Source organism: Cerasibacillus terrae, from assembly GCF_008039555.1.
Lineage (GTDB): Bacteria > Bacillota > Bacilli > Bacillales > Amphibacillaceae > Cerasibacillus > Cerasibacillus terrae.
In genome coordinates this window covers 229,629-248,787 of record NZ_VDUW01000001.1, presented here as the reverse complement: position 1 = coordinate 248,787, position 19,159 = coordinate 229,629, and the positions used below count along the sequence as shown (strand labels likewise).

At 33.9% G+C, this 19,159-nt stretch carries 22 protein-coding genes; 1 reads left to right on the top strand and 21 read right to left on the bottom strand.

Features of this window, described 5'->3' with window-relative positions; translation table 11 throughout:
* Positions 1-37: 37 nt before the first annotated feature.
* The 15 genes from FHP05_RS01225 to smc all read right to left on the bottom strand — a co-directional run bounded on the left by FHP05_RS01225 (position 38) and on the right by smc (position 14,132).
* Complete coding sequence (locus FHP05_RS01225; RefSeq protein ID WP_147665299.1) at positions 38-307, bottom strand: EscU/YscU/HrcU family type III secretion system export apparatus switch protein; 270 nt, start codon at positions 305-307, stop codon at positions 38-40.
* On the bottom strand, positions 304-2,067 hold the full coding sequence (locus FHP05_RS01220; protein WP_147665297.1) for a hypothetical protein: 1,764 nt from the start codon (positions 2,065-2,067) through the stop codon (positions 304-306). The genes FHP05_RS01225 and FHP05_RS01220 overlap by 4 nt, the downstream gene beginning before the upstream one ends.
* An 18-nt stretch (positions 2,068-2,085) precedes the next feature.
* Entirely contained in the window at positions 2,086-2,853 is a 768-nt protein-coding gene (locus tag FHP05_RS01215) for a ribonuclease HII (RefSeq protein ID WP_147665295.1), read from the bottom strand.
* 346 nt (positions 2,854-3,199) lie between these two features.
* On the bottom strand, positions 3,200-4,048 hold the full coding sequence (ylqF, locus tag FHP05_RS01210; protein WP_147665293.1) for a ribosome biogenesis GTPase YlqF: 849 nt from the start codon (positions 4,046-4,048) through the stop codon (positions 3,200-3,202).
* 8 nt (positions 4,049-4,056) lie between these two features.
* Entirely contained in the window at positions 4,057-4,617 is a 561-nt protein-coding gene (lepB, locus tag FHP05_RS01205; protein ID WP_147665291.1) for a signal peptidase I, read from the bottom strand.
* Positions 4,618-4,826: 209 nt separating this feature from the next.
* Positions 4,827-5,171, bottom strand: a complete 345-nt coding sequence (gene rplS, locus FHP05_RS01200; protein ID WP_147665288.1) for a 50S ribosomal protein L19 — start codon at positions 5,169-5,171, stop codon at positions 4,827-4,829.
* A gap of 141 nt (positions 5,172-5,312) precedes the next feature.
* Positions 5,313-6,044 (bottom strand): tRNA (guanosine(37)-N1)-methyltransferase TrmD, encoded by a 732-nt coding sequence (gene trmD, locus FHP05_RS01195; RefSeq protein ID WP_147665286.1) that lies wholly within the window; start codon positions 6,042-6,044, stop codon positions 5,313-5,315.
* Positions 6,045-6,560 (bottom strand): ribosome maturation factor RimM, encoded by a 516-nt coding sequence (gene rimM / locus FHP05_RS01190; RefSeq protein WP_407923414.1) that lies wholly within the window; start codon positions 6,558-6,560, stop codon positions 6,045-6,047. It abuts the gene before it with no gap.
* 9 nt (positions 6,561-6,569) lie between these two features.
* A complete protein-coding gene (locus FHP05_RS01185; RefSeq protein WP_147665284.1) occupies positions 6,570-6,962 on the bottom strand; it encodes a YlqD family protein in 393 nt (130 codons plus the stop codon).
* An 80-nt stretch (positions 6,963-7,042) separates the two neighbouring features.
* Positions 7,043-7,273, bottom strand: a complete 231-nt coding sequence (locus FHP05_RS01180; RefSeq protein ID WP_147665283.1) for a KH domain-containing protein — start codon at positions 7,271-7,273, stop codon at positions 7,043-7,045.
* A 12-nt stretch (positions 7,274-7,285) separates the two neighbouring features.
* Positions 7,286-7,558, bottom strand: coding sequence for a 30S ribosomal protein S16 (gene rpsP / locus FHP05_RS01175; protein WP_147665281.1), 273 nt, complete (start codon positions 7,556-7,558; stop codon positions 7,286-7,288).
* Between the two features lie 78 nt (positions 7,559-7,636).
* The gene (gene ffh, locus FHP05_RS01170) at positions 7,637-8,980 is read right to left on the bottom strand and encodes a signal recognition particle protein (protein WP_147665279.1); all 1,344 of its coding nucleotides are present in this window, start codon (positions 8,978-8,980) and stop codon (positions 7,637-7,639) included.
* A gap of 13 nt (positions 8,981-8,993) precedes the next feature.
* Positions 8,994-9,320, bottom strand: coding sequence for a putative DNA-binding protein (locus tag FHP05_RS01165; protein ID WP_147665277.1), 327 nt, complete (start codon positions 9,318-9,320; stop codon positions 8,994-8,996).
* 84 nt (positions 9,321-9,404) lie between these two features.
* On the bottom strand, positions 9,405-10,430 hold the full coding sequence (gene ftsY / locus FHP05_RS01160) for a signal recognition particle-docking protein FtsY (RefSeq protein WP_147665275.1): 1,026 nt from the start codon (positions 10,428-10,430) through the stop codon (positions 9,405-9,407).
* Between the two features lie 132 nt (positions 10,431-10,562).
* Positions 10,563-14,132 (bottom strand): chromosome segregation protein SMC, encoded by a 3,570-nt coding sequence (gene smc, locus FHP05_RS01155; RefSeq protein ID WP_147665273.1) that lies wholly within the window; start codon positions 14,130-14,132, stop codon positions 10,563-10,565.
* Between the two features lie 277 nt (positions 14,133-14,409).
* Between smc and FHP05_RS01150 the strand changes: the two genes are divergently transcribed.
* Positions 14,410-14,634, top strand: coding sequence for a DUF1128 domain-containing protein (locus FHP05_RS01150; protein ID WP_147665271.1), 225 nt, complete (start codon positions 14,410-14,412; stop codon positions 14,632-14,634).
* Between the two features lie 104 nt (positions 14,635-14,738).
* Here FHP05_RS01150 and rnc read toward each other — a convergent pair whose 3' ends face one another.
* From rnc to fapR, 6 genes are all read right to left on the bottom strand, one after another.
* Positions 14,739-15,437: a ribonuclease III gene (rnc, locus tag FHP05_RS01145; protein WP_147665269.1), complete on the bottom strand. Its 699-nt coding sequence runs from the start codon at positions 15,435-15,437 to the stop codon at positions 14,739-14,741.
* Between the two features lie 97 nt (positions 15,438-15,534).
* Complete coding sequence (gene acpP, locus FHP05_RS01140) at positions 15,535-15,768, bottom strand: acyl carrier protein (RefSeq protein WP_147665267.1); 234 nt, start codon at positions 15,766-15,768, stop codon at positions 15,535-15,537.
* A gap of 66 nt (positions 15,769-15,834) precedes the next feature.
* Positions 15,835-16,575, bottom strand: a complete 741-nt coding sequence (gene fabG, locus FHP05_RS01135; protein WP_147665265.1) for a 3-oxoacyl-[acyl-carrier-protein] reductase — start codon at positions 16,573-16,575, stop codon at positions 15,835-15,837.
* A complete protein-coding gene (gene fabD, locus FHP05_RS01130; protein ID WP_147665263.1) occupies positions 16,569-17,513 on the bottom strand; it encodes an ACP S-malonyltransferase in 945 nt (314 codons plus the stop codon). The genes fabG and fabD overlap by 7 nt, the downstream gene beginning before the upstream one ends.
* Positions 17,510-18,520: a phosphate acyltransferase PlsX gene (plsX, locus tag FHP05_RS01125; protein WP_147665261.1), complete on the bottom strand. Its 1,011-nt coding sequence runs from the start codon at positions 18,518-18,520 to the stop codon at positions 17,510-17,512. The genes fabD and plsX overlap by 4 nt, the downstream gene beginning before the upstream one ends.
* A 53-nt stretch (positions 18,521-18,573) precedes the next feature.
* Positions 18,574-19,137: a transcription factor FapR gene (gene fapR / locus FHP05_RS01120; protein WP_147665259.1), complete on the bottom strand. Its 564-nt coding sequence runs from the start codon at positions 19,135-19,137 to the stop codon at positions 18,574-18,576.
* Positions 19,138-19,159: the final 22 nt, after the last annotated feature.

Sequence of the window (19,159 nt, the reverse complement as noted above, 5' to 3'; positions counted from 1 at the left end):
ATGAGTTAATTCTATCTTTTTTGTCAATTTAGCATAATTATTTTTCTTCCATTTGGTCAACATGGTAAATAAATGCAAATACTTCGGCTACAGCTTCGAATAATTCTGGGGGGATTGTGTCATTGATATTTAATTGCGATAGAAGTTCCACAAGGGTTGGATCTTCCAATATAGGAACACCATTCTCTTGCGCAGTATGAATGATGTTTTCTGCAATATGCCCCTTCCCTTGGGCTGATATTTTGGGTGCGTAGTCTAATTCTTGATTATATGTTACAGCCGTAGCTTGACGTCTTTTATTAGTCATATCCGAAAGTCAATCCCCTCATAGGAATATGTTTTATTATCTATTTTAGAAACAATGTTTTGATTTTGTTTGTTTGCTAAGGTCCTATAGGTAATCGTTATTAATTGGTAATCGATATCTTTAAGGCCTTTTTTTAACATCAACTCAAGTGGACCTGTTTTTTCTTTTAATAACGGTGCTAAATCGTTATAAACAGTGAGAGTAACTGTTCGTTTTTGAACATGCATATCTATTACTGTTTTATTTAAATATGCTAAATTTAAGTAAAATATAATTCTACAATAATCACCATCTAGAGCTCCATTTTTCCCTTTTTTTCCAGCAAATGTAATATCAATCGGTTTAGTTAGGCCAAGTTTTTTTCCAGGCATTTGTAAGTAAACCTGAAGCATTTGCTGCGATTCCTGAATAGAATGTAATTGTAATCCATTTATAACATGTACAAGTTGTTGATGAGTTTGCTTATCGATTCCTTGATGCTCATTCATTAATTTTAGAATAATCGCTTTTACCGAATCTTTATTGGCTTCCATTTTTGTTACAAGTTGCTCATGATTTAGTCCAATTAAATCAATACTATCTTTTGCATGTAATAAAAACTGATCTTTCATCGGTAAAGATAAAAAATGTCGATTCTTTTTATAAAGATTCGTTAAATTTATTAAGTAATGATACGTTTCTTCCCGCTGAAACGTTTCCAAAGTCCGGAATAACTCATCATGATTATTAAGCATTTGAATCATTGTTCTGAGCTGTTTTTGAAATAATGGTGGCATTTTTTCGATCATTTGTTGGATGTGAACCTGATTTTCTCTTGTTAGTTTCGGTTTATTTTGTAAAATTTTGTTCACAATATATTGGATTTTCTTTTTACTATGCACCATTTGTTCTACTACAGTAAAAAAAGTCTTTTCTTTTAATGGAAATGGTAAATTGGTGTGATTCCATTTAGTCACATCCAATATATTTGAGTCCTGTTTTACTTTACCAAAAAGTTGTTCCCATTTTGATTTCCAAACAGCGTAATTTGTATTTAAATCAATATTTCCAGCTATTTTTAAAAGGTGAAACATGCGGCTGTTGTTATCACGTATATCCGAAAAAATCTCTCGTAGCAACATTTCTTTTCCTGAAGGGATTTTTTCAATTAAAGTTCTCAGTTGCATAATGAGTTTTTCCTGTAATAATGAGCGTTTCTCCTGTAATTGAATCTGTTTTAATACAGCACTAGAAATCGTCGGAAAGTTTATTACTTCTTTTGCCATCAATGCTTTAAAAACAGATGACTTTATTGGATATTCCATTAATAACATATTTTTTATTATTTGTTTTCCAAGTTCTTTATTCTCTGTTTTATGTATTAATGAATATGCTGTCTTTAAGTCTTGTGGATGAAAAGAAATTTTTTCACTTAATAATAGCTGTGTAATTTGCAGTAACTCTTGTGTTATCGGAAGTTTTAATTGGTGCAAAAGCTTTGTAAGTCCTTCTTTTCCTTGTTTATTTTCCGCCATACCAATTACTTTAAGATGAAGAAGTTCTTCCATATTTTCTACTTTTAAATAATACGTTTCACCACTGACTAAGGGGGCTTCGATTTGAGCTATCAATTGCTTGTTACCTAATTGAATTCTAGCTTTTTGATTAGGAAAAAGCTCTAAAATTTTCCCTTGAATGATTTGTCCAGCTTTTAATTTTTTCTTGAAATCGAGCTGTCCAATCGAATAGACTGATTGATTGGACAGATGATAAATGCTCATAAATACCCCCCTTCCTTTTTACAGCACATTTTTAACTGGTGTAAATGATTTGCGGTGATATGGTGTTAAACCATGCTTTTCAAGTGCGTAAAGATGATTCTTCGTACCATAACCCATATTACTAGAAAAGTCATAATACGGGTATTCAAAATGAATTTTCTGCATAAGCTTATCACGTGTTACTTTAGCTAAAATACTTGCTGCTGCAATGGATACACTTTTCTCATCACCTTTTGTTATTACCTCTTGATTAAATCCTGGATTATCTAATTTCACAGCATCTATTAATACATAATCAGCTGTTGGACTTAAGCTGTGAATTGCTTTTGTCATTGCCAATTTTGTTGCATTAAAAATATTTATTTTATCGATTACTTCATTATTCACTATACCAATACCATAACTTATAGCATGTTCTTTAATATATGCAAAGTATGTATTACGTTTTGATTCTGATAGCTGTTTCGAATCATTTAAACCAAGTAATTCAAAGTTATGAGGCAATATAACTGCAGCTGCAACAACAGGTCCTGCTAATGGGCCTCTTCCTGCTTCATCTACTCCAGCGATAAATTGGAAACCTTGTGCATAACCTTGTTTTTCAAATATACACATCTCTTGAAACATTTCTTTTAATTCCTCTTGCCTGATCTGTCTTTTTCGATATGTTCGAATTAATTGTTGTACACCTTTGCGATCATCTTTTTGTAAAGATTGAATGAGTGTATCATCTACTTTATCTGTATGAAATAAACTTTTTAACTCGGCAATTGTTTTTCTAGTCATATAAACACCTACTTATCTTTTATATCGGCTTTTATTTATAAAAATGAAACTTCAATCAGTGGGAGTTTTCTTCATCTCCAACTGATTGTTAGTTGAACGAATCGGGCCTTTACTGGCTGTTGAGCTTCCACTTATAATTCTTGAGTACCTCGAATTCTTGATGTGGAGGTCTTACAGCCAGTTAATCTGCGATAAAAATAAAAATGATATTAGCCTTATTTCTAAAAAAAGTTATCATTATTTATGTTGTTTTAGGAGATTTAACTGTCAAAAATGAACGAAATTACATTTGTAGCAAAGAATACGGAACTGCCAAAAAAATAGGCATCTATCCGAAGATAAACGCCTATTTTTCTACAATCTCCAACGTTACTTTTCCAATTCGTCCATCCCTTAAATCACGCAATACAATTTCAGCAACTCGGTCAAAATTAACATGTCCCCCACTCTCTAAAGCTCCTTTATTTTTGCCAATCGCAACAAAAATATCCCACATATCTTCCATATCTTGTTCAATTCCATAACGTTGTTTTAATAAGTCAGGATACTGTTTTTGTAAGTATTTAATAGTGTATGCAGTAATATCTTGCAATGAAAGGAGTTGATCTTTAATGGTACCAATTGCAGCTAGTCGATAACCAACTTCCTCATCTTCGAATTTGGGCCATAATATTCCTGGTGTATCCAGTAAATCAAATTCCTTTTTTATTTTAATCCATATTTGATGTTTGGTAACTCCAGGCCGGTCTCCTGTTTTAGCAATTTTTTTATTTGCTAATCGATTGATAAGCGTTGATTTACCTACATTTGGGATACCCACTATCATTGCTCTTGCTACTCGTGTTTGAATACCTCGTTTTTTTAACTTCTCTAGTTTTTTATTGCCCAATTGCTTTGCCATTTGAATGACTTGTTGGATGTCTTGTTTCTGGTTCACATCTATCGCAATGGCAGGAATCTCGTTTTCTTTAAAATAAGCTAACCATTTTTTTGTTTCTATATCATCTGCTAAATCTTTTTTCATTAATACTAATAATTTCGGTTTGTTATCCAAAACTTCTTGCAACATTGGATTTTGTGAAGATACAGGTGCTCTTGCATCTACTAATTCCATCACAAAATCAACAAGCTTTAACTTTTCTTTTATTTCGCGCCTCGCCTTAGCCATGTGGCCAGGAAACCATTGTATTGTCATGTCTTTTCCTACTTTCCTATTACTTGCATCCGTTCAATTGGCCAATAAATAGTGGATGTTCTACCAACAATTTGATCCATCGAGATAAGACCAATAGAGCGACTATCTACCGAATTTCCACGATTATCACCAAGTACAAGCACATAGCCATCTGGTATTTGGCTATACCCTCCAGGCAATTGTTCAAGTGTAAAATCCTCTGTTAATATTTGATAGGGTTTCATATTTGCTTTTTGTTCTTTTAGAAAAGGTTCTTCTACTGGTTGTTGATCAATAAATAATGTGTTGTCCTCTACAGAAACATGTTCTCCAGGTAATCCTATGACACGCTTAATAAAATCCTTCTTATCAGATGCATGGAAAACGACGACATCAAATCGTTCAGGTTCTTTTACCCGATAAATAAATTTATTAACAATCATTTGATCACGATCTTTTAATGTTGGCAGCATGGATGGGCCGTCAACTATAATCGGAATAAAAAAAAAGGTACGCACGATATATGCTACCGCAACAGCAATCAGTAGAGCTTTAATCCAACCAAACCAGTCATTTTTTCGTTTTTCCATGAATTTACCTCCGACAATTACACTTCCTATATAATATTGTAGTCCACTATTACTTCCTATTTCAACTATTTATTAATATCATGGTTCATAAAGTAAAGAAATAGACTTACGATTTATTTTAGTTAAAAAAAGCAACAGTCCTAATGTTGGAGAACTGTTGCTTTTGTCTTATTTCATTACTTCGTATCCTTCTAATAAATTTATTAAAATTAACGACGTTCTTTAATTCGTGCTGCTTTACCACGTAGGTTACGTAAATAGTAAAGTTTTGCACGGCGAACTGTACCACGACGTACAACTTCAATTTTATCAACGCGTGGAGAATGTACTGGGAATGTACGCTCAACACCTACACCATAAGAGATTTTTCTTACAGTAAATGTTTCACTGATTCCGCCATTTTGACGTTTAATAACAACGCCTTCAAATACCTGGATACGCTCACGTGAACCTTCAACAACCTTCACATGAACTTTAACTGTATCTCCAGCACGGAAATCAGGATGATCTGTACGAAGTTGTTCTTTTGTAATCTCTTCAATTAATTGTTGCATCCTGCTTCACTCCTTCCAAACCAATGTTCATTATTCTCTAAGGAACAGCGGAACATCGTTTATCAACTTGAGAATCGCACTCAAGCACACAAGTAAATATACCATATTCTATTCTTTAATTCAACTTGAAATATTGCCTTTTTAGTCTTTTTCTAATCTTGATAAAAATTCTTTTTCTTCCTCTGAAAGTGGAAAATCCTGTAAAAGTTCTTTTCGTCTTTCATATGTTCGCTGTAATGATTGGTTTTTTCTCCACGATTTAATTTTAGCATGGTCTCCAGATAATAGAATATTAGGTACTTTCATCCCCCGAAAATTAGCTGGTCTTGTATAATGTGGGTGTTCTAATAATCCGGTAGAAAATGAATCTTCTGGAGCTGAAGCTTTATTACCTAGGACATCTGGTAGTAAACGAACAACACTATCAATTACGACCATTGCTCCAAGCTCTCCTCCTGTTAAGACATAATCTCCAATGGATATTTCATCTGTAACAAGGTGTTTTCGGATTCGTTCATCATATCCTTCATAATGTCCACAAATAAAGATAAGATGGTCTTCTTGCGCTAATTCTTCTGCTTTTTTTTGGGTATAGGGCTCACCTTGAGGACACATTAGGATGACACGCGGTGTTGTTTTTGTGTTTTTCATTTTCGCATCTACCGCATCGAATATTGGTTGTGGGGTAAGCACCATCCCTGCGCCTCCCCCATAAGGATAATCATCTACTTTCTGATGTTTGTCTGTTGTATACTCACGAAAATTAACTAAATCATAAGTGAATTTTTCTTTTTCTTGTGCTTTCTGTAAAATAGATGTATTTAAAATACCGCTAAACATTTCTGGGAATAGCGTTAATATATCGATATGCATTTAATCCAACAATCCTTCCATTGGTTCAATTAAGATCTTTTTTTCTCCAATATTAATTGACTTTACGACATCATCAATATATGGGATACACACCTCTTTGCCGTTCGCCTGTTTAATTGTCCATACATCATTTGCACCTGTTGTAAAAATATCAGAAACAATACCGATTTTTTCCCCTTTTATTATAAACACTTCACAGCCAATGATTTCATGATAATAGTATTGTCCTTCTTCTAGCTCATCTAACTCATCCATAGACACTTTAAGACTGGCATTTTTAAAACGCTCTACTTCATTAATATTTTCATAACCAACGAATTTAATTAAATCATATTGTTTATGATAACGTTGACTTTCGATAATTATTTCCTGCGGAGACCCTTCTATAGGGAAAATATACAAACGATTTCCAGGATTAAAACGTTCTGGGTTGTCTGATAAACGAAGAATTTTTAATTCCCCCTTTATACCATGAGTATTAATTACCTTCCCCACATTAATCATGCTATCTTCCATCATATTCACCTACTCTTTATCAATCCTAACAACGATGTCGTCCTTTAAGATAATTGCTTCATCATTCATTAGTTTACTCCAATGCGTTCCTTCTTCTACTTCAACAAGGGCTTCAACCTCATTTTCGAGGATCTCACTCCCTATAGCAAGAATTTCTAGTTGCTCCATTTTAAAATCAATAGCTTTTATTTTATCTTTTCGTAATTCAATTTCTTCATGGAACTTCTGAGCAATATCTTGCTTCGAAAATGCTGTTTTATTATTCATTTTTCGTTGTTCAAATAATAATTGTTGACACTCTTGTTCAAGTCGCATTTTATGATAATTAAATCGTTCGAATAGTGCTTTTTTACTTTTTTCCGTAATAATTTGTTTAACTTTTACTTTTTTTATTATTTTCATAGAGTTTCCCACTTTCAGAACAATTTAAGAAACTATTGTCAATAGATATAAGGAAAGGGAAAGGGAATGCTCCCTCTCCCTTACATAATATCTAAATAAATGCGTTTATTATTTGTATCGGTTTTACTTGCATAAATAATCGTGCGAATGGCTTTCGCTACTCTGCCATTTTTACCAATAACTTTCCCTACATCTTTATCATTTACTGTTAAATGATAAACAATTTTCCGTTCTTCTTCCGATCTTGTTACGGAAATATCTTCCGGATAATCCACCAATGGTGTCACAATTGTTTCTATTAGGGTTTTCATGATACCACACTCTTATTTTTCATTTTTTTGGTCATGAAATTTCTTCATGATGCCTTGTTTTGAGAAAAGATTACGGATTGTATCACTTGGTTGAGCACCTTTCGATAACCAATGCAATGCTTTTTCTTCGTCAATTTTGACTTCAACTGGTTGTACAACTGGGTTGTATGTACCAATTTGTTCGATTGAACGTCCATCACGTGGTGAACGGGAATCCGCAACAACAATACGATAAAATGGATTTCTTTTTGAACCCATACGTTTCATACGAATTTTTACAGCCATATTTATACACCTCCATTAATATGTTTTCACAGTTTTAAATTGTATCAGAAATAAAGTAACCTGTAAAGTGTTTTTGCATTACATGAAAGGAAATTTGAATCCTTTTGCTTTTTTCCCTTTTTGCATATTGGTCATTTGCTTCATCATTTTCTTCATTTCATTAAATTGCTTTAGTAGACGATTCACTTGTGATACAGATGTTCCAGATCCTTTAGCAATTCTTTTCTTTCGACTTGCATTCATGATTTCAGGTTGTTGTCTTTCTTCTTTTGTCATGGAATAAACGATTGCCTCTACTTGATCTAATTGTTTTTCATCAATCTGTACGTTTTTAAGGCCCTTCATTTTATTCATGCCCGGAATCATTGTCATCAAATCTTCTAACGGCCCCATTTTTTTCACTTGACCCATTTGCTCTAGAAAATCCTCAAAAGTAAATGACATGGTACGCATTTTCTCTTCTAACTCTTTTGCTTGTTTTTCGTCAACTGTTGTTTGAGCTTTTTCAATAAGGGTTAGTACATCACCCATTCCTAAAATACGGGATGCCATTCTGTCAGGATGGAAGGGTTCTAATTGGTCTAGTTTTTCACCCATCCCGGCAAATTTTATTGGTTTCCCTGTAACAGCTCGAATAGATAATGCAGCCCCACCACGTGTGTCACCGTCAAGTTTTGTTAGGACAACACCAGAAATGTCCAATTGTTCATCAAAACTCTTTGCAACATTTACTGCATCTTGCCCTGTCATTGCATCAACAACAAGAAAGATTTCGTCTGGATTTACTGTTTCTTTCATTTGGGTCAATTCATCCATCAAGTTCTCATCTACATGTAGGCGTCCTGCTGTATCAACAATTACATAATCATAGTGATTTTCTTTTGCTTCTTCAATTGCTTGTTTTGCAATGTCAACGGGATTTGCATCTGTTCCTTGAGAAAAAACAGGCATGTTCAATTGTTTTCCTAATGTTTCCAGCTGATCAACCGCTGCTGGTCTATAGACATCACAAGCAACTAATAATGGAGAGCGATTATATTTCTTTCTTAATAAATTCGCAAGCTTACCACTTGTTGTCGTTTTACCAGCACCTTGTAACCCAACCATCATAATCACGGTTGGAGGTTTGGGAGCTACAGCTATTTTACTATGTTCTCCACCCATGAGATCTGTTAACTCATCTTTTACTACTTTAATAACTTGTTGTCCAGGAGTTAAACTGTCCATCACTTCTTGACCAATCGCACGCTCTTTAATACGTTTGATTAGATCTTTTACCACTTTAAAATTAACGTCTGCTTCCAATAGCGCTAAGCGGACTTCTCTTGTCATTTCTTTTACATCTTGTTCTGATACTTTCCCTTTACCAGTAATTTTTTTAATCGTATCTTGTAACCGTTCAGCCAACCCTTCAAATGCCATAGAGGGTATCCTCCTATTCCGATTCCTTCAATTGATTGATAAAAATCTTTACTTGATTCTCATTACCCTCCGAAAAAGCTGTTTCCAAATGATTGATAATGCTTTTTCGTTCTGTGAATTTCTCGTATAAATGTAATTTTTCTTCATAATTTTCTAATGTTTTTTCAGTCCGTTTGATATTGTCATAAACCGCTTGTCGTGAGACCTCATGAATTTCTGATATTTCACCAAGCGAAAAATCTTCTAAATAATACATTTGTAAATAGATTCGCTGTTTTTCTGTCAATAATGATTGATAAAAGTCAAATAAAAAGTTCATTCGATTCGTTCTTTCTAACATTTGAATCATTCCTTGTTAAGCGTAAATCCTTTACATAATAATAGCTAACTGAAGACTTTCTTGTCAAGTATTCTTTTTCCTCGTTCACTCATCTTCTACTATTTCATCTTCGTCTGATTCATCTTTTTCATCCATCATATCTGCAAATAATCCATAAACAAAGGCATGTGGATCGAATGGTTGAAGATCTTCTATCTGTTCACCAAGACCAACATATTTGACCGGTATATCTAATTCCTGACGAATAGCTAAAACAATTCCACCTTTTGCAGTACCATCCAATTTAGTAAGGATAATTCCTGTGACATTCGTTGCTTCAGAAAATGTTTTTGCTTGACTTAAAGCATTTTGTCCTGTTGTTGCATCTAAAGCAATTAAAACTTCATGAGGTGCACCAGGAATTTCCCGTTCAATGACGCGTTTTACTTTAGAAAGTTCTTTCATTAGATTTACTTTATTTTGCAATCTTCCTGCCGTATCGCATATTAAAACATCCGCCTTTCTTGATTTTGCTGCTTGGATACCATCATAAATGACAGCAGCAGGATCACTACCTTCACTTTGTTTAATAACTTCTACATCAGCACGTTTTCCCCATTCTTCTAACTGTTCAATTGCACCTGCCCGGAATGTATCTCCAGCAGCGAGTACAACGTTTTTTCCTTGTTGTTTTAATTGATGAGCTAATTTTCCAATAGATGTTGTTTTCCCAACACCATTCACACCAACTACTAATAGGACAGAAAGGTCATCCTCTTGAATATTGAGGTACTCTAAACCTTCTTCATCTTCTCCATAGTACAATTCAACCATTTTCTCTGAAATAACCGCTTTTACTTCCGCTGTTTCTTTAATATTACTGCGTTTTACTTCCATTTTTAATTCATCAATTAGATCCATTACCGTCATTACACCTACATCAGCGGTAATTAACACTTCCTCTAACTCTTCAAAGAAGTCTTCATCTACTTTTCGATAGCGAGCAATTAAATCATTGATTCTTCCTGAAAATGTATTTCTAGTTTTTTTCATTCCTTTTTTATATTTCGTTGATACTTCTTCTGTTTCTTCTTTTATAAATTTACTTTTTAATTTTTTAAAAAAACTCATGAACTTCAACCCTTTCTGCATGTATTTGTACAATGAATTTCTAGAATAAATATGATTGCATAGCAATTGTAACGAAATATAAGCTATTTCGTCTATAGTTTATAATATTTACATACAAACTTTTACTAATCTCTATTGGTGTGAAACAAATTCTTCCGTTTCGTCTAAACGAACAGATACGAATCGGGAAACACCGGATTCTTGCATTGTTACACCATATAATACATCTGCTTCTTCCATTGTTCCTTTTCTATGCGTGATTACAATGAATTGCGTCTTTTCACTGTGTTGTTTCACATATTTTGCAAAACGTACTACATTGGCCTCATCTAAGGCTGCTTCTACTTCATCCAAAACACAAAATGGTACCGGTCGGACTCTTAAAATAGCGAATAATAATGCGATAGCGGTTAATGCTCGTTCTCCACCGGATAATAACCCTAGATTTTGCAATTTTTTGCCTGGAGGTTGAGCAATAATTTCTACCCCTGTATCTAAAAGATTGTTTGGGTCTGTTAATTTCAATTCTGCTTTACCGCCACCAAATAATTGTTTGAAAACAATGGTAAATTCTGCTTTAATCTTTGTGAATGTAGTGTCGAACAATCGTTTCATCTCTTGATCCATTTCTTCAATAACATCGTGCAATGTTTCCTTTGCTTCTACCAAGTCATTTTGTTGCTTCGTTAAAAATTCATACCGGTCTAAAATACGATTATATTCATCGATGGCACCTAAGTTAACAGCCCCCAATTGCTCGATCTTTTGTTTCAAATTTTGAACGGCTTCTTTCTCTTGGTCAATATTGTCTGTTTTCTCATATGTCTGGGAAGCTTTTTCAAAGGTTATCGTATATTCTGTTTCTAAATGGGAAAGTCTATTTTCCAGTTCCACGTCAAGACGTGTCTGTTGTAGTTCTTTTTCTTGCATATTACCTATTATTTTTTGATGTGCCTTATTTTCTTCTTTTAACTCTCTCTCTTGTTCTTCAATCCTGGTCATTAATTGTAAGCGCTCTTGTCGTTTACCTTGGATCATTGAAGTTAAGTATTCTTTTTTCTTTTTTTGCTCTTGAATCGTTTGATTGACTTCTATTTCTGTCTGGCTTAATTTTTGCTGTTCTAATAAATCCTGTAATTCTTTTACCGTGTTACGATACTCCACTTCATATTCTTCTAATTGTTGCCTTTGTTTTTCAACATTTTCTTCTTTATTTTTAGCTCGTTCTTCTTGTTCTGCTAATAAAATACGTGCTTGATGATACTCTTTTTCTAGCCCTTCTTGATTTTCTTTAAACAGCTTATGTTCTTCTGATAATGATTGTATTTTGTCATGAATTTCGTTTAATTTCGATTCAATAGTTTGCAATGTTTTCTTTTTTTCTACTGCACGCTTTTCAAATCGAGACCGGTCTACCTCTAATTGTTCTTTCTCCAACTCAAGCATCGTTATGTGTTCACGAATGGAAGCTCGTTTTGTTTCCAATTGCTTTTGGTTTGTTTTTGCTTCCTGTAATCGTTGGTAATGATTGTATAATTCTTGTTCTAAAGCTTGAATTTCCTTTCTCTTTTCTAAATACTTTTCTTTAGCTGAGGTTGCTTGTTTTTCGATATACTCTATCTTTTTTTCTGTTTCTGATAATTGTTTGGTGGTCTTCTTCAAATCACTATCCCTTGTAAACAATGACCGTGTTTTATTACGTTTTGCTCCACCTGACATGGAACCACCGGGATGAACAACATCACCTTCTAATGTCACAATACGAAATTTCCGTTGTGTCAAACGAGCAAGTTCATTTGCATCTTTTAATGTATAAGTAATTAAAACATGACCCATTAAATAATCTACAACTATTTGATATGTTTCATCCGTTTCTACTAATTCAGAAGCAACTCCGATATATCCTGGGTGATTTTTTACCTGTTCAAGTATGCTAGTTGGAATAAATCGTCTTTTAATCGATTGTAAAGGTAAAAACGTCGCACGACCATTATTTGTCTTTTTAAGCCATTGGATTGCTTGTCTTGCTTTTTCATCATTCGTAGTAACAATATGTTGAGCCTGTGCACCTAATGCGGTTTCCATTGCATATACAAATTTGTCCGGGATTGACATTAAATCAATTACAGCTCCATGTATGCCATCTAATTGATTGTTTTTTCGAGCTTTTAATACAGCTTTAACCCCTTGATAAAAACCTTGAAATTCGTTTTTCATCGACTCTAGCATTTCTTTTTTGGATTTTAATTTTTCCATATATTGATAACCCTGATATAAATGTTCGCGCGATTGTTGGGCCTTCTTCTCCCATTCACTGATTTCAGCCTTTTGTTTGTTTCGTTTATTCTCGTTTATTTGATATTTCTTTTTTTCAGATTTAAGCTGTTCCAGAGCATGTTCTTCTTGTTCTTCTATCTCATGAAAGGAATATAATAAATCGTTATATCGCTTTTGAAGATGCTCTTCTTTTTTAGATTGTTGCGTTAATTGCTGCTGAATGGATTGTTTTTCATTACGATCTGCTGCTTGTTTATTTAATTCATCAATATATTCTGTTTTTAATCGTTCAATTTCTTCTTCAATGTCTTCTTCCTTATTTAATAATTTCTTCTCTAATTCGGAAACCTTGTTAAGAATTTCTCTTCTTTTCTTTTCAATTTGCTTCCATTTATCCTTTTCTTTTGTGTAATTTGTGGTGATTTCCTTTATTCGTTCACCTAATTCTTGTTTCTTTGTATTTAACTTTTCTTTATTTACAGCAAAATGTTTAGAACGTTCATGAAGGATTCTTTTTTTTCCTTCTGAATTCTCCAATATTTGGGTCATTTCTAATAAGCTTTCTTGAAGTTGTTCTACTTCTTCATCGATTACCTGGATGTATTGACGTTTTTGTTGAATCTTTGCATCATTTTTTTGTATTCCTGTTTTTACTTCTATCTCTTCTCTTTCTTGTTGATCAAGTTCTTTTTTCAAGCCTTGCCAGTCACGATGAAGATGTTCAATTTCTGTTATCAAAAGAGAGATTTCTTTATTTTTTAATTTACCTTTCAAATTCATATATTCTTTCGCTGTTTCAGATTGAACTTTTAAAGGTTCCAATTGTTGTTCTATTTCATAAATAATATCCTCTACACGGAATAAATTTTCAGCTGTTTCCCCAAGTTTTAACTCTGCTTGCTTTTTCCGTTGTTTATATTTTAAAACTCCAGCTGCTTCTTCAAAGATAACTCGTCGTTCTTCCGCTTTTGAACTAAGAATCTCTTCTATCTTTCCTTGACTTATGATTGAAAAAGCTTCTCGCCCTAGTCCTGAATCCATAAATAAATCGACGATATCTTTCAAACGACATGCTTGCTTATTAATATAAAATTCGCTTTCCCCAGAACGATAAACCCTTCTTGTAACACTTACTTCTTCATAATCAAGCGGAAGCTCCCCCACACTATTATCAAGAACTAAGGTTACCTCAGCGACATTTAATTTATTACGTGTATCACTACCTTGAAAAATAATATCTTCCATCTTAGAACCACGTAATGATTTGGCAGATTGCTCGCCTAAGACCCAACGAATCGCATCTGTTATATTACTTTTCCCACTTCCATTAGGACCTACAATGGCAGTCATACCAGGTACAAAATCAACATGTATTCTTTCCGCAAATGATTTAAAGCCAACACTTTCTAATTTCTTTAAAAACATAAAACATTCTCCTCTAGAAACAATCAATCAAATCGATAAGGTAAAAAGGATATATATAGAACTTTTTTATGATACTTATATGTATTTATAATGTTTATATAAAGCGCATCTCGCATTATTTTCGACATGAATACTATCATTAGTATAAGACATTACTTGGCATAATGCCGTATTTATTCTATCATAATATATATTGGATAAACTATTTTTCCGAAAAATTCAGCTGGCCATACAAAGACTACATAATATTAAAAATCTATTAAATGAGGTGAAATGATTGAATTTAGAGCAAGCTTCGCAAAATAATTTAAAATTTATCCTTGAAGGAATTGGTAATCACTTAAAGGTAGCTAACCGCGGATTATTAGATCCGAATGATTATGACTTAAATAAATATGATGATTTAAAAATGATGTATGACATGATTAAGCAAAAAGGGAATTTAAGTGCTTTAGAAGCACAAGCTTTCCTAGATGAATTGCGAGAAGTAAGAAAAAATTAATAGATAATGATGCACTTCTTACCTTGTATGATAAGAAGTGCATTTTTTTGGAATTTCACCAACACAAGAATTCCCTTTTATTATTCATTATTATTCATTTAGTTTTACTTCTTTTTCCTGTGGTATAATGCAATTGCTTTTTTAGCTGCTAGCTGTTCGGCTTCTTTTTTAGTCCGCCCTTTTCCTTTCCCATAAACTTCACCATTTAATAAAACTACTGAGACAAATTCTTTATGATGAGATGGTCCTGTTTCATCCATAATTTGATATGCAATGGTTTGATTATTATTTTGTTGGACAATTTCTTGTAACTGGCTTTTATAATCCATCACATGCGAAAAAGCACCTGTTGATATTTCCGGAAAAATATATTTCTCTAGAAATGTTAACACTGCTAGAAATCCCTGATCTAAATACAAAGCACCGAGAAACGCTTCGAAAACATCTGCTAATATTGCTGAGCGTTCTCTACCACCAGTCTGTTCTTCCCCTTTTCCTAGTAATAAATATTTACCAAATCCTAATTGACGTGCAAAATGTTCTAATGAAGCTTCACAAACGATGGTTGCTCGTAATTTTGTCATTTCCCCTTCTGGCATATGTTGCATTGTTCGGTATAAATATTGAGAAACACCTAATTCTAATACGGCATCACCTAAGAATTCCAAGCGTTCATTATCCAGGAATTTTTCCTTCCGATGCTCATTCACATAAGATGAATGTGTAAAAGCTTGTCTTAATAATTTTCGTTTATGAAAATGTATTCCAAGGTCCTTTTCTAACTGGGAAACGTGTATTTCCATCCTAATTTTTCACCTCATTCCAACTAAAACAAGAAGAAAGTCCTGCAATGCAAGACTTTCTTTCTATTCACCACTTAAAGAGATAATAAAACATGTATTATCGATTGCTGTTTATGTAGTTGACAGCATCTCCAACAGTTTTAATACTTTCAGCGTCTTCTTCTGCGATTTCCATGTCAAACTCATCTTCTAATTCCATAACAAGTTCAACAACATCTAGTGAATCAGCTTCTAAGTCATCAATAAAAGATGCTTCCATTGTTACTTTATCTTCTTCAGCTTCAAGTTGATCTACAATGATTTCTTTTACTTTTTCAAAAATAGCGTCCATGAATTTCACCCCCTTCAAAAGGAATATATCATTTAGTTTACATCCATTGCCTACAAAAGTCATTTCTTACATAACCATGCCACCATCAACATGTAGTGTTTGGCCTGTCATGTAACTTGAATCATCTGAAGCTAGAAAGCGAACTACTCTAGCTATATCTTCCGGCTGACCAAGCTTTGCCAGTGGAATCATCTTTAACATTGCCTCTTTTTGTTCATTTGTTAATTCAGCTGTCATGTCTGTAGATATAAAACCTGGTGCAACAGCATTAACGAGAATATTACGAGAGGCCAATTCTTTAGCAGTTGATTTCGTTAGGCCGATCACACCTGCTTTTGCTGCTACATAATTCGCTTGACCAGGATTACCACTAACTCCTACAATGGAAGCCATATTAATAATTCTTCCGTAACGTTGTTTCATCATCTGTCTCGAAACAGCTTTTGTACATAGAAATACACCTTTTAAGTTGGTATTAATAACATCATCAAAATCTTTCTCTTTCATACGCATAATCAAATTATCTTTTGTAATTCCTGCATTATTCACTAAAATATCAAGCCGATTAAACTCTTTGATCGTATCTTTTATCATTTTTTTAACACTTATCTCATCTGAAACATCTGCTTGAATAGAAATTGCTTTTCTACCCATTTCCTCAATTTCTTTTACAACTTCTTCGGCACGTTCTTTATTTCCAGCATAATTAACGACAATATCGGCGCCTTCTTTAGCTAATTCTAAGGCAATTGCTCGCCCTATCCCGCGAGATGCTCCTGTAACAAGTGCAACTTTTTCTGTTAGCATGGCATTTCCTCCTTATACCAATTTATAAACGAATCAAAGGACGCAAGATCTGTAATGGAAAATACATGAACACTACGATCGATTTTACGTAAAAGCCCACGTAATACCTTTCCACTACCAATTTCTACAAACGTATCTACACCAGCTGTAATCATGGATCGGATTGATTCCTCAAAACGAACAGGTGAATATAGTTGCTCTACTAATAGTTTCTTTATTTCATCTTTATTTATTACGGCTTCTGCTGTTACATTTGCATAAACAGGGATTTCTGCATCTTTTAACGGAACTCCATCTAAATGAGATGCAAATGTATCACTTGCGGCTTTCATTAATCTAGAATGAAAAGGACCACTCACATTTAGTGGAAGGACACGCTTTGCACCTTTTTCTTTAAAAAGGATGCTTGCATCATGAACACCTTGTTTCGTACCTGAGATAACCACCTGTCCTGGGCAATTTAAATTTGCGATATCAACTACTTCCTCTTTAATTCCAGTCAGAACATCTCTAATTTCTTCTTCGTTTAATCCTAATACTGCCGCCATACTCCCTTGCCCTTTTGGATATGCCTCTTCCATTAGTTTTCCACGTGTACTTACTAGTGGTAGGGCATCGTGTAATTGTAGAGATCCTGCTGCAACAAGGGCACTATATTCTCCAAGACTGTGACCAACTGTCATATCAGGATATACACCCTCTTGTTTTAGTAAGGAAAAAACAGCCATACTAGCTAAGACAAGTGCCGGTTGTGTGTTTTCTGTTTCTGTTAATACTTCTTTTGGCCCATGAAACATCATTTCCTGGATATCTTTCCCTAATACTTCCTTCGCCTCTTGATAAAGTTTTTGTATCGAAGGATAATGCTCATAAAAATCTTGCCCCATTCCAACAGCTTGTGAACCTTGACCTGGAAACATAAATGCTATTTTTCTCATTTATTCTCCCCCTGATTTTTATCTTGCATTTGTTTGACTTTCATTTGAATGGTTTCAGTTACTTGATGTTCAACCATATGGCAAGCTTGTTTGATTGCACTGACAATAGCTCTTCGGTTTGATGAACCATGTGCTTTAATGACAGGCGCTTTAAGCCCAAATAATCCCGCACCACCATATTCCGAGTAATCCAATTTAGTTTTCAGTTTTTTTAAGTCATTCTTCATCATTCCAGCTGCTAGTTTTGTTTTGAATGAACTCAAAAAAGTATCTTTCAGCATGGAAAACATATTCATTGCAGTTCCTTCAATTGTTTTCAAAGCAATATTTCCACTAAATCCATCTGTTACTACAACATCTGCCGCACCAGAAAGTAAATCTCTTGCCTCAATATTTCCAATAAAGTGAATCGGTGCTTCTTTTAATTGTGTAAAAACTTTTTTAGTTAATTCATTTCCTTTTCCATCTTCTGTACCAACATTTAAAAGGCCAACTGTTGGTTTTGTTATATTTCTCACTTTTTCACTATAAATGGATCCCATGATTGCATAATGAACAAGATGACTTGGTTTTGCATCGACATTCGCCCCAACATCTAACATTAGGAAACCTTTTCCATCTAGCGTTGGTAATGTTGGGCTTAATGCCGGACGATCAATTCCTTTAATTCGACCAACGACAAATAGTCCCGCACTCATTAGAGCCCCTGTATTTCCTGCAGATACACATGCATCTGCTCTATTTTCTTTTACTTCTTTAGCCATTAGAACAAGAGAAGCATTTTTTTTTCTTCTTACAGCCCGGACAGGCTCGTCTTCCCCAGTAATCATTTCTGTTGTATGTAAAACATTAATATTTGTTTGATTTGTTAAATAAGGTTTTATTTTTTCTTTATCACCAACTAGGGTGATCTGCAAATTATCTATTTGTTGAACTGCATCCATTGCACCTTCAACAATTGCTTTTGGTGCATGATCGCCACCCATAGCATCCACTGCTATCCTCATTATTTCTTTCCCCTTTAAATATAGATTATGATGAAAATGTATGTATAAGTATATTAATCATCTGTTGAACGAAACATATGAAATTCCCCAGAAAAAACAGGTTCTTCATGAACAAAACTATCAACTTTTACAATGGTTAATCCTTTGTCAGTCTTTCCCTCTACAGAAGCTTTAGCTATAACTCGTTCCCCCTCTTTTACTTGGCGTGTAAAAGAAATATTTGCTGTTGCTGTCAATGCTAATTCATCATTAATAACAGCAACGGCAAGAGAATTTGCTTGAGCGAACAAATGATGGCCGCGAGCAATGTTTTTTTGTGAAAATACATGCTCTTTTTGCACATCAAAAATAGAAATAGCTCGATTGTCTAACTCCAAATCAACCACTTCACCAATAATATCTTCAACTGCTAATGCACGAACTTGTTCATTCCATTGCAATTTCGCAACAGATTTAATACGTTCCCTTAACTCTGGGATCTGAAGTTCCATTCGATCTAGCCGTATTGTTTGGATACTAACTTCAAATATTTTAGCTAATTCTTCATCTGTAATAAATGGTGTATATTCAATCGTTTCTTTTAATAAACGTTGTCTTTCTGTTTTCGTTTTCTTCATAACTTACCTTGTCTCCCTTAAA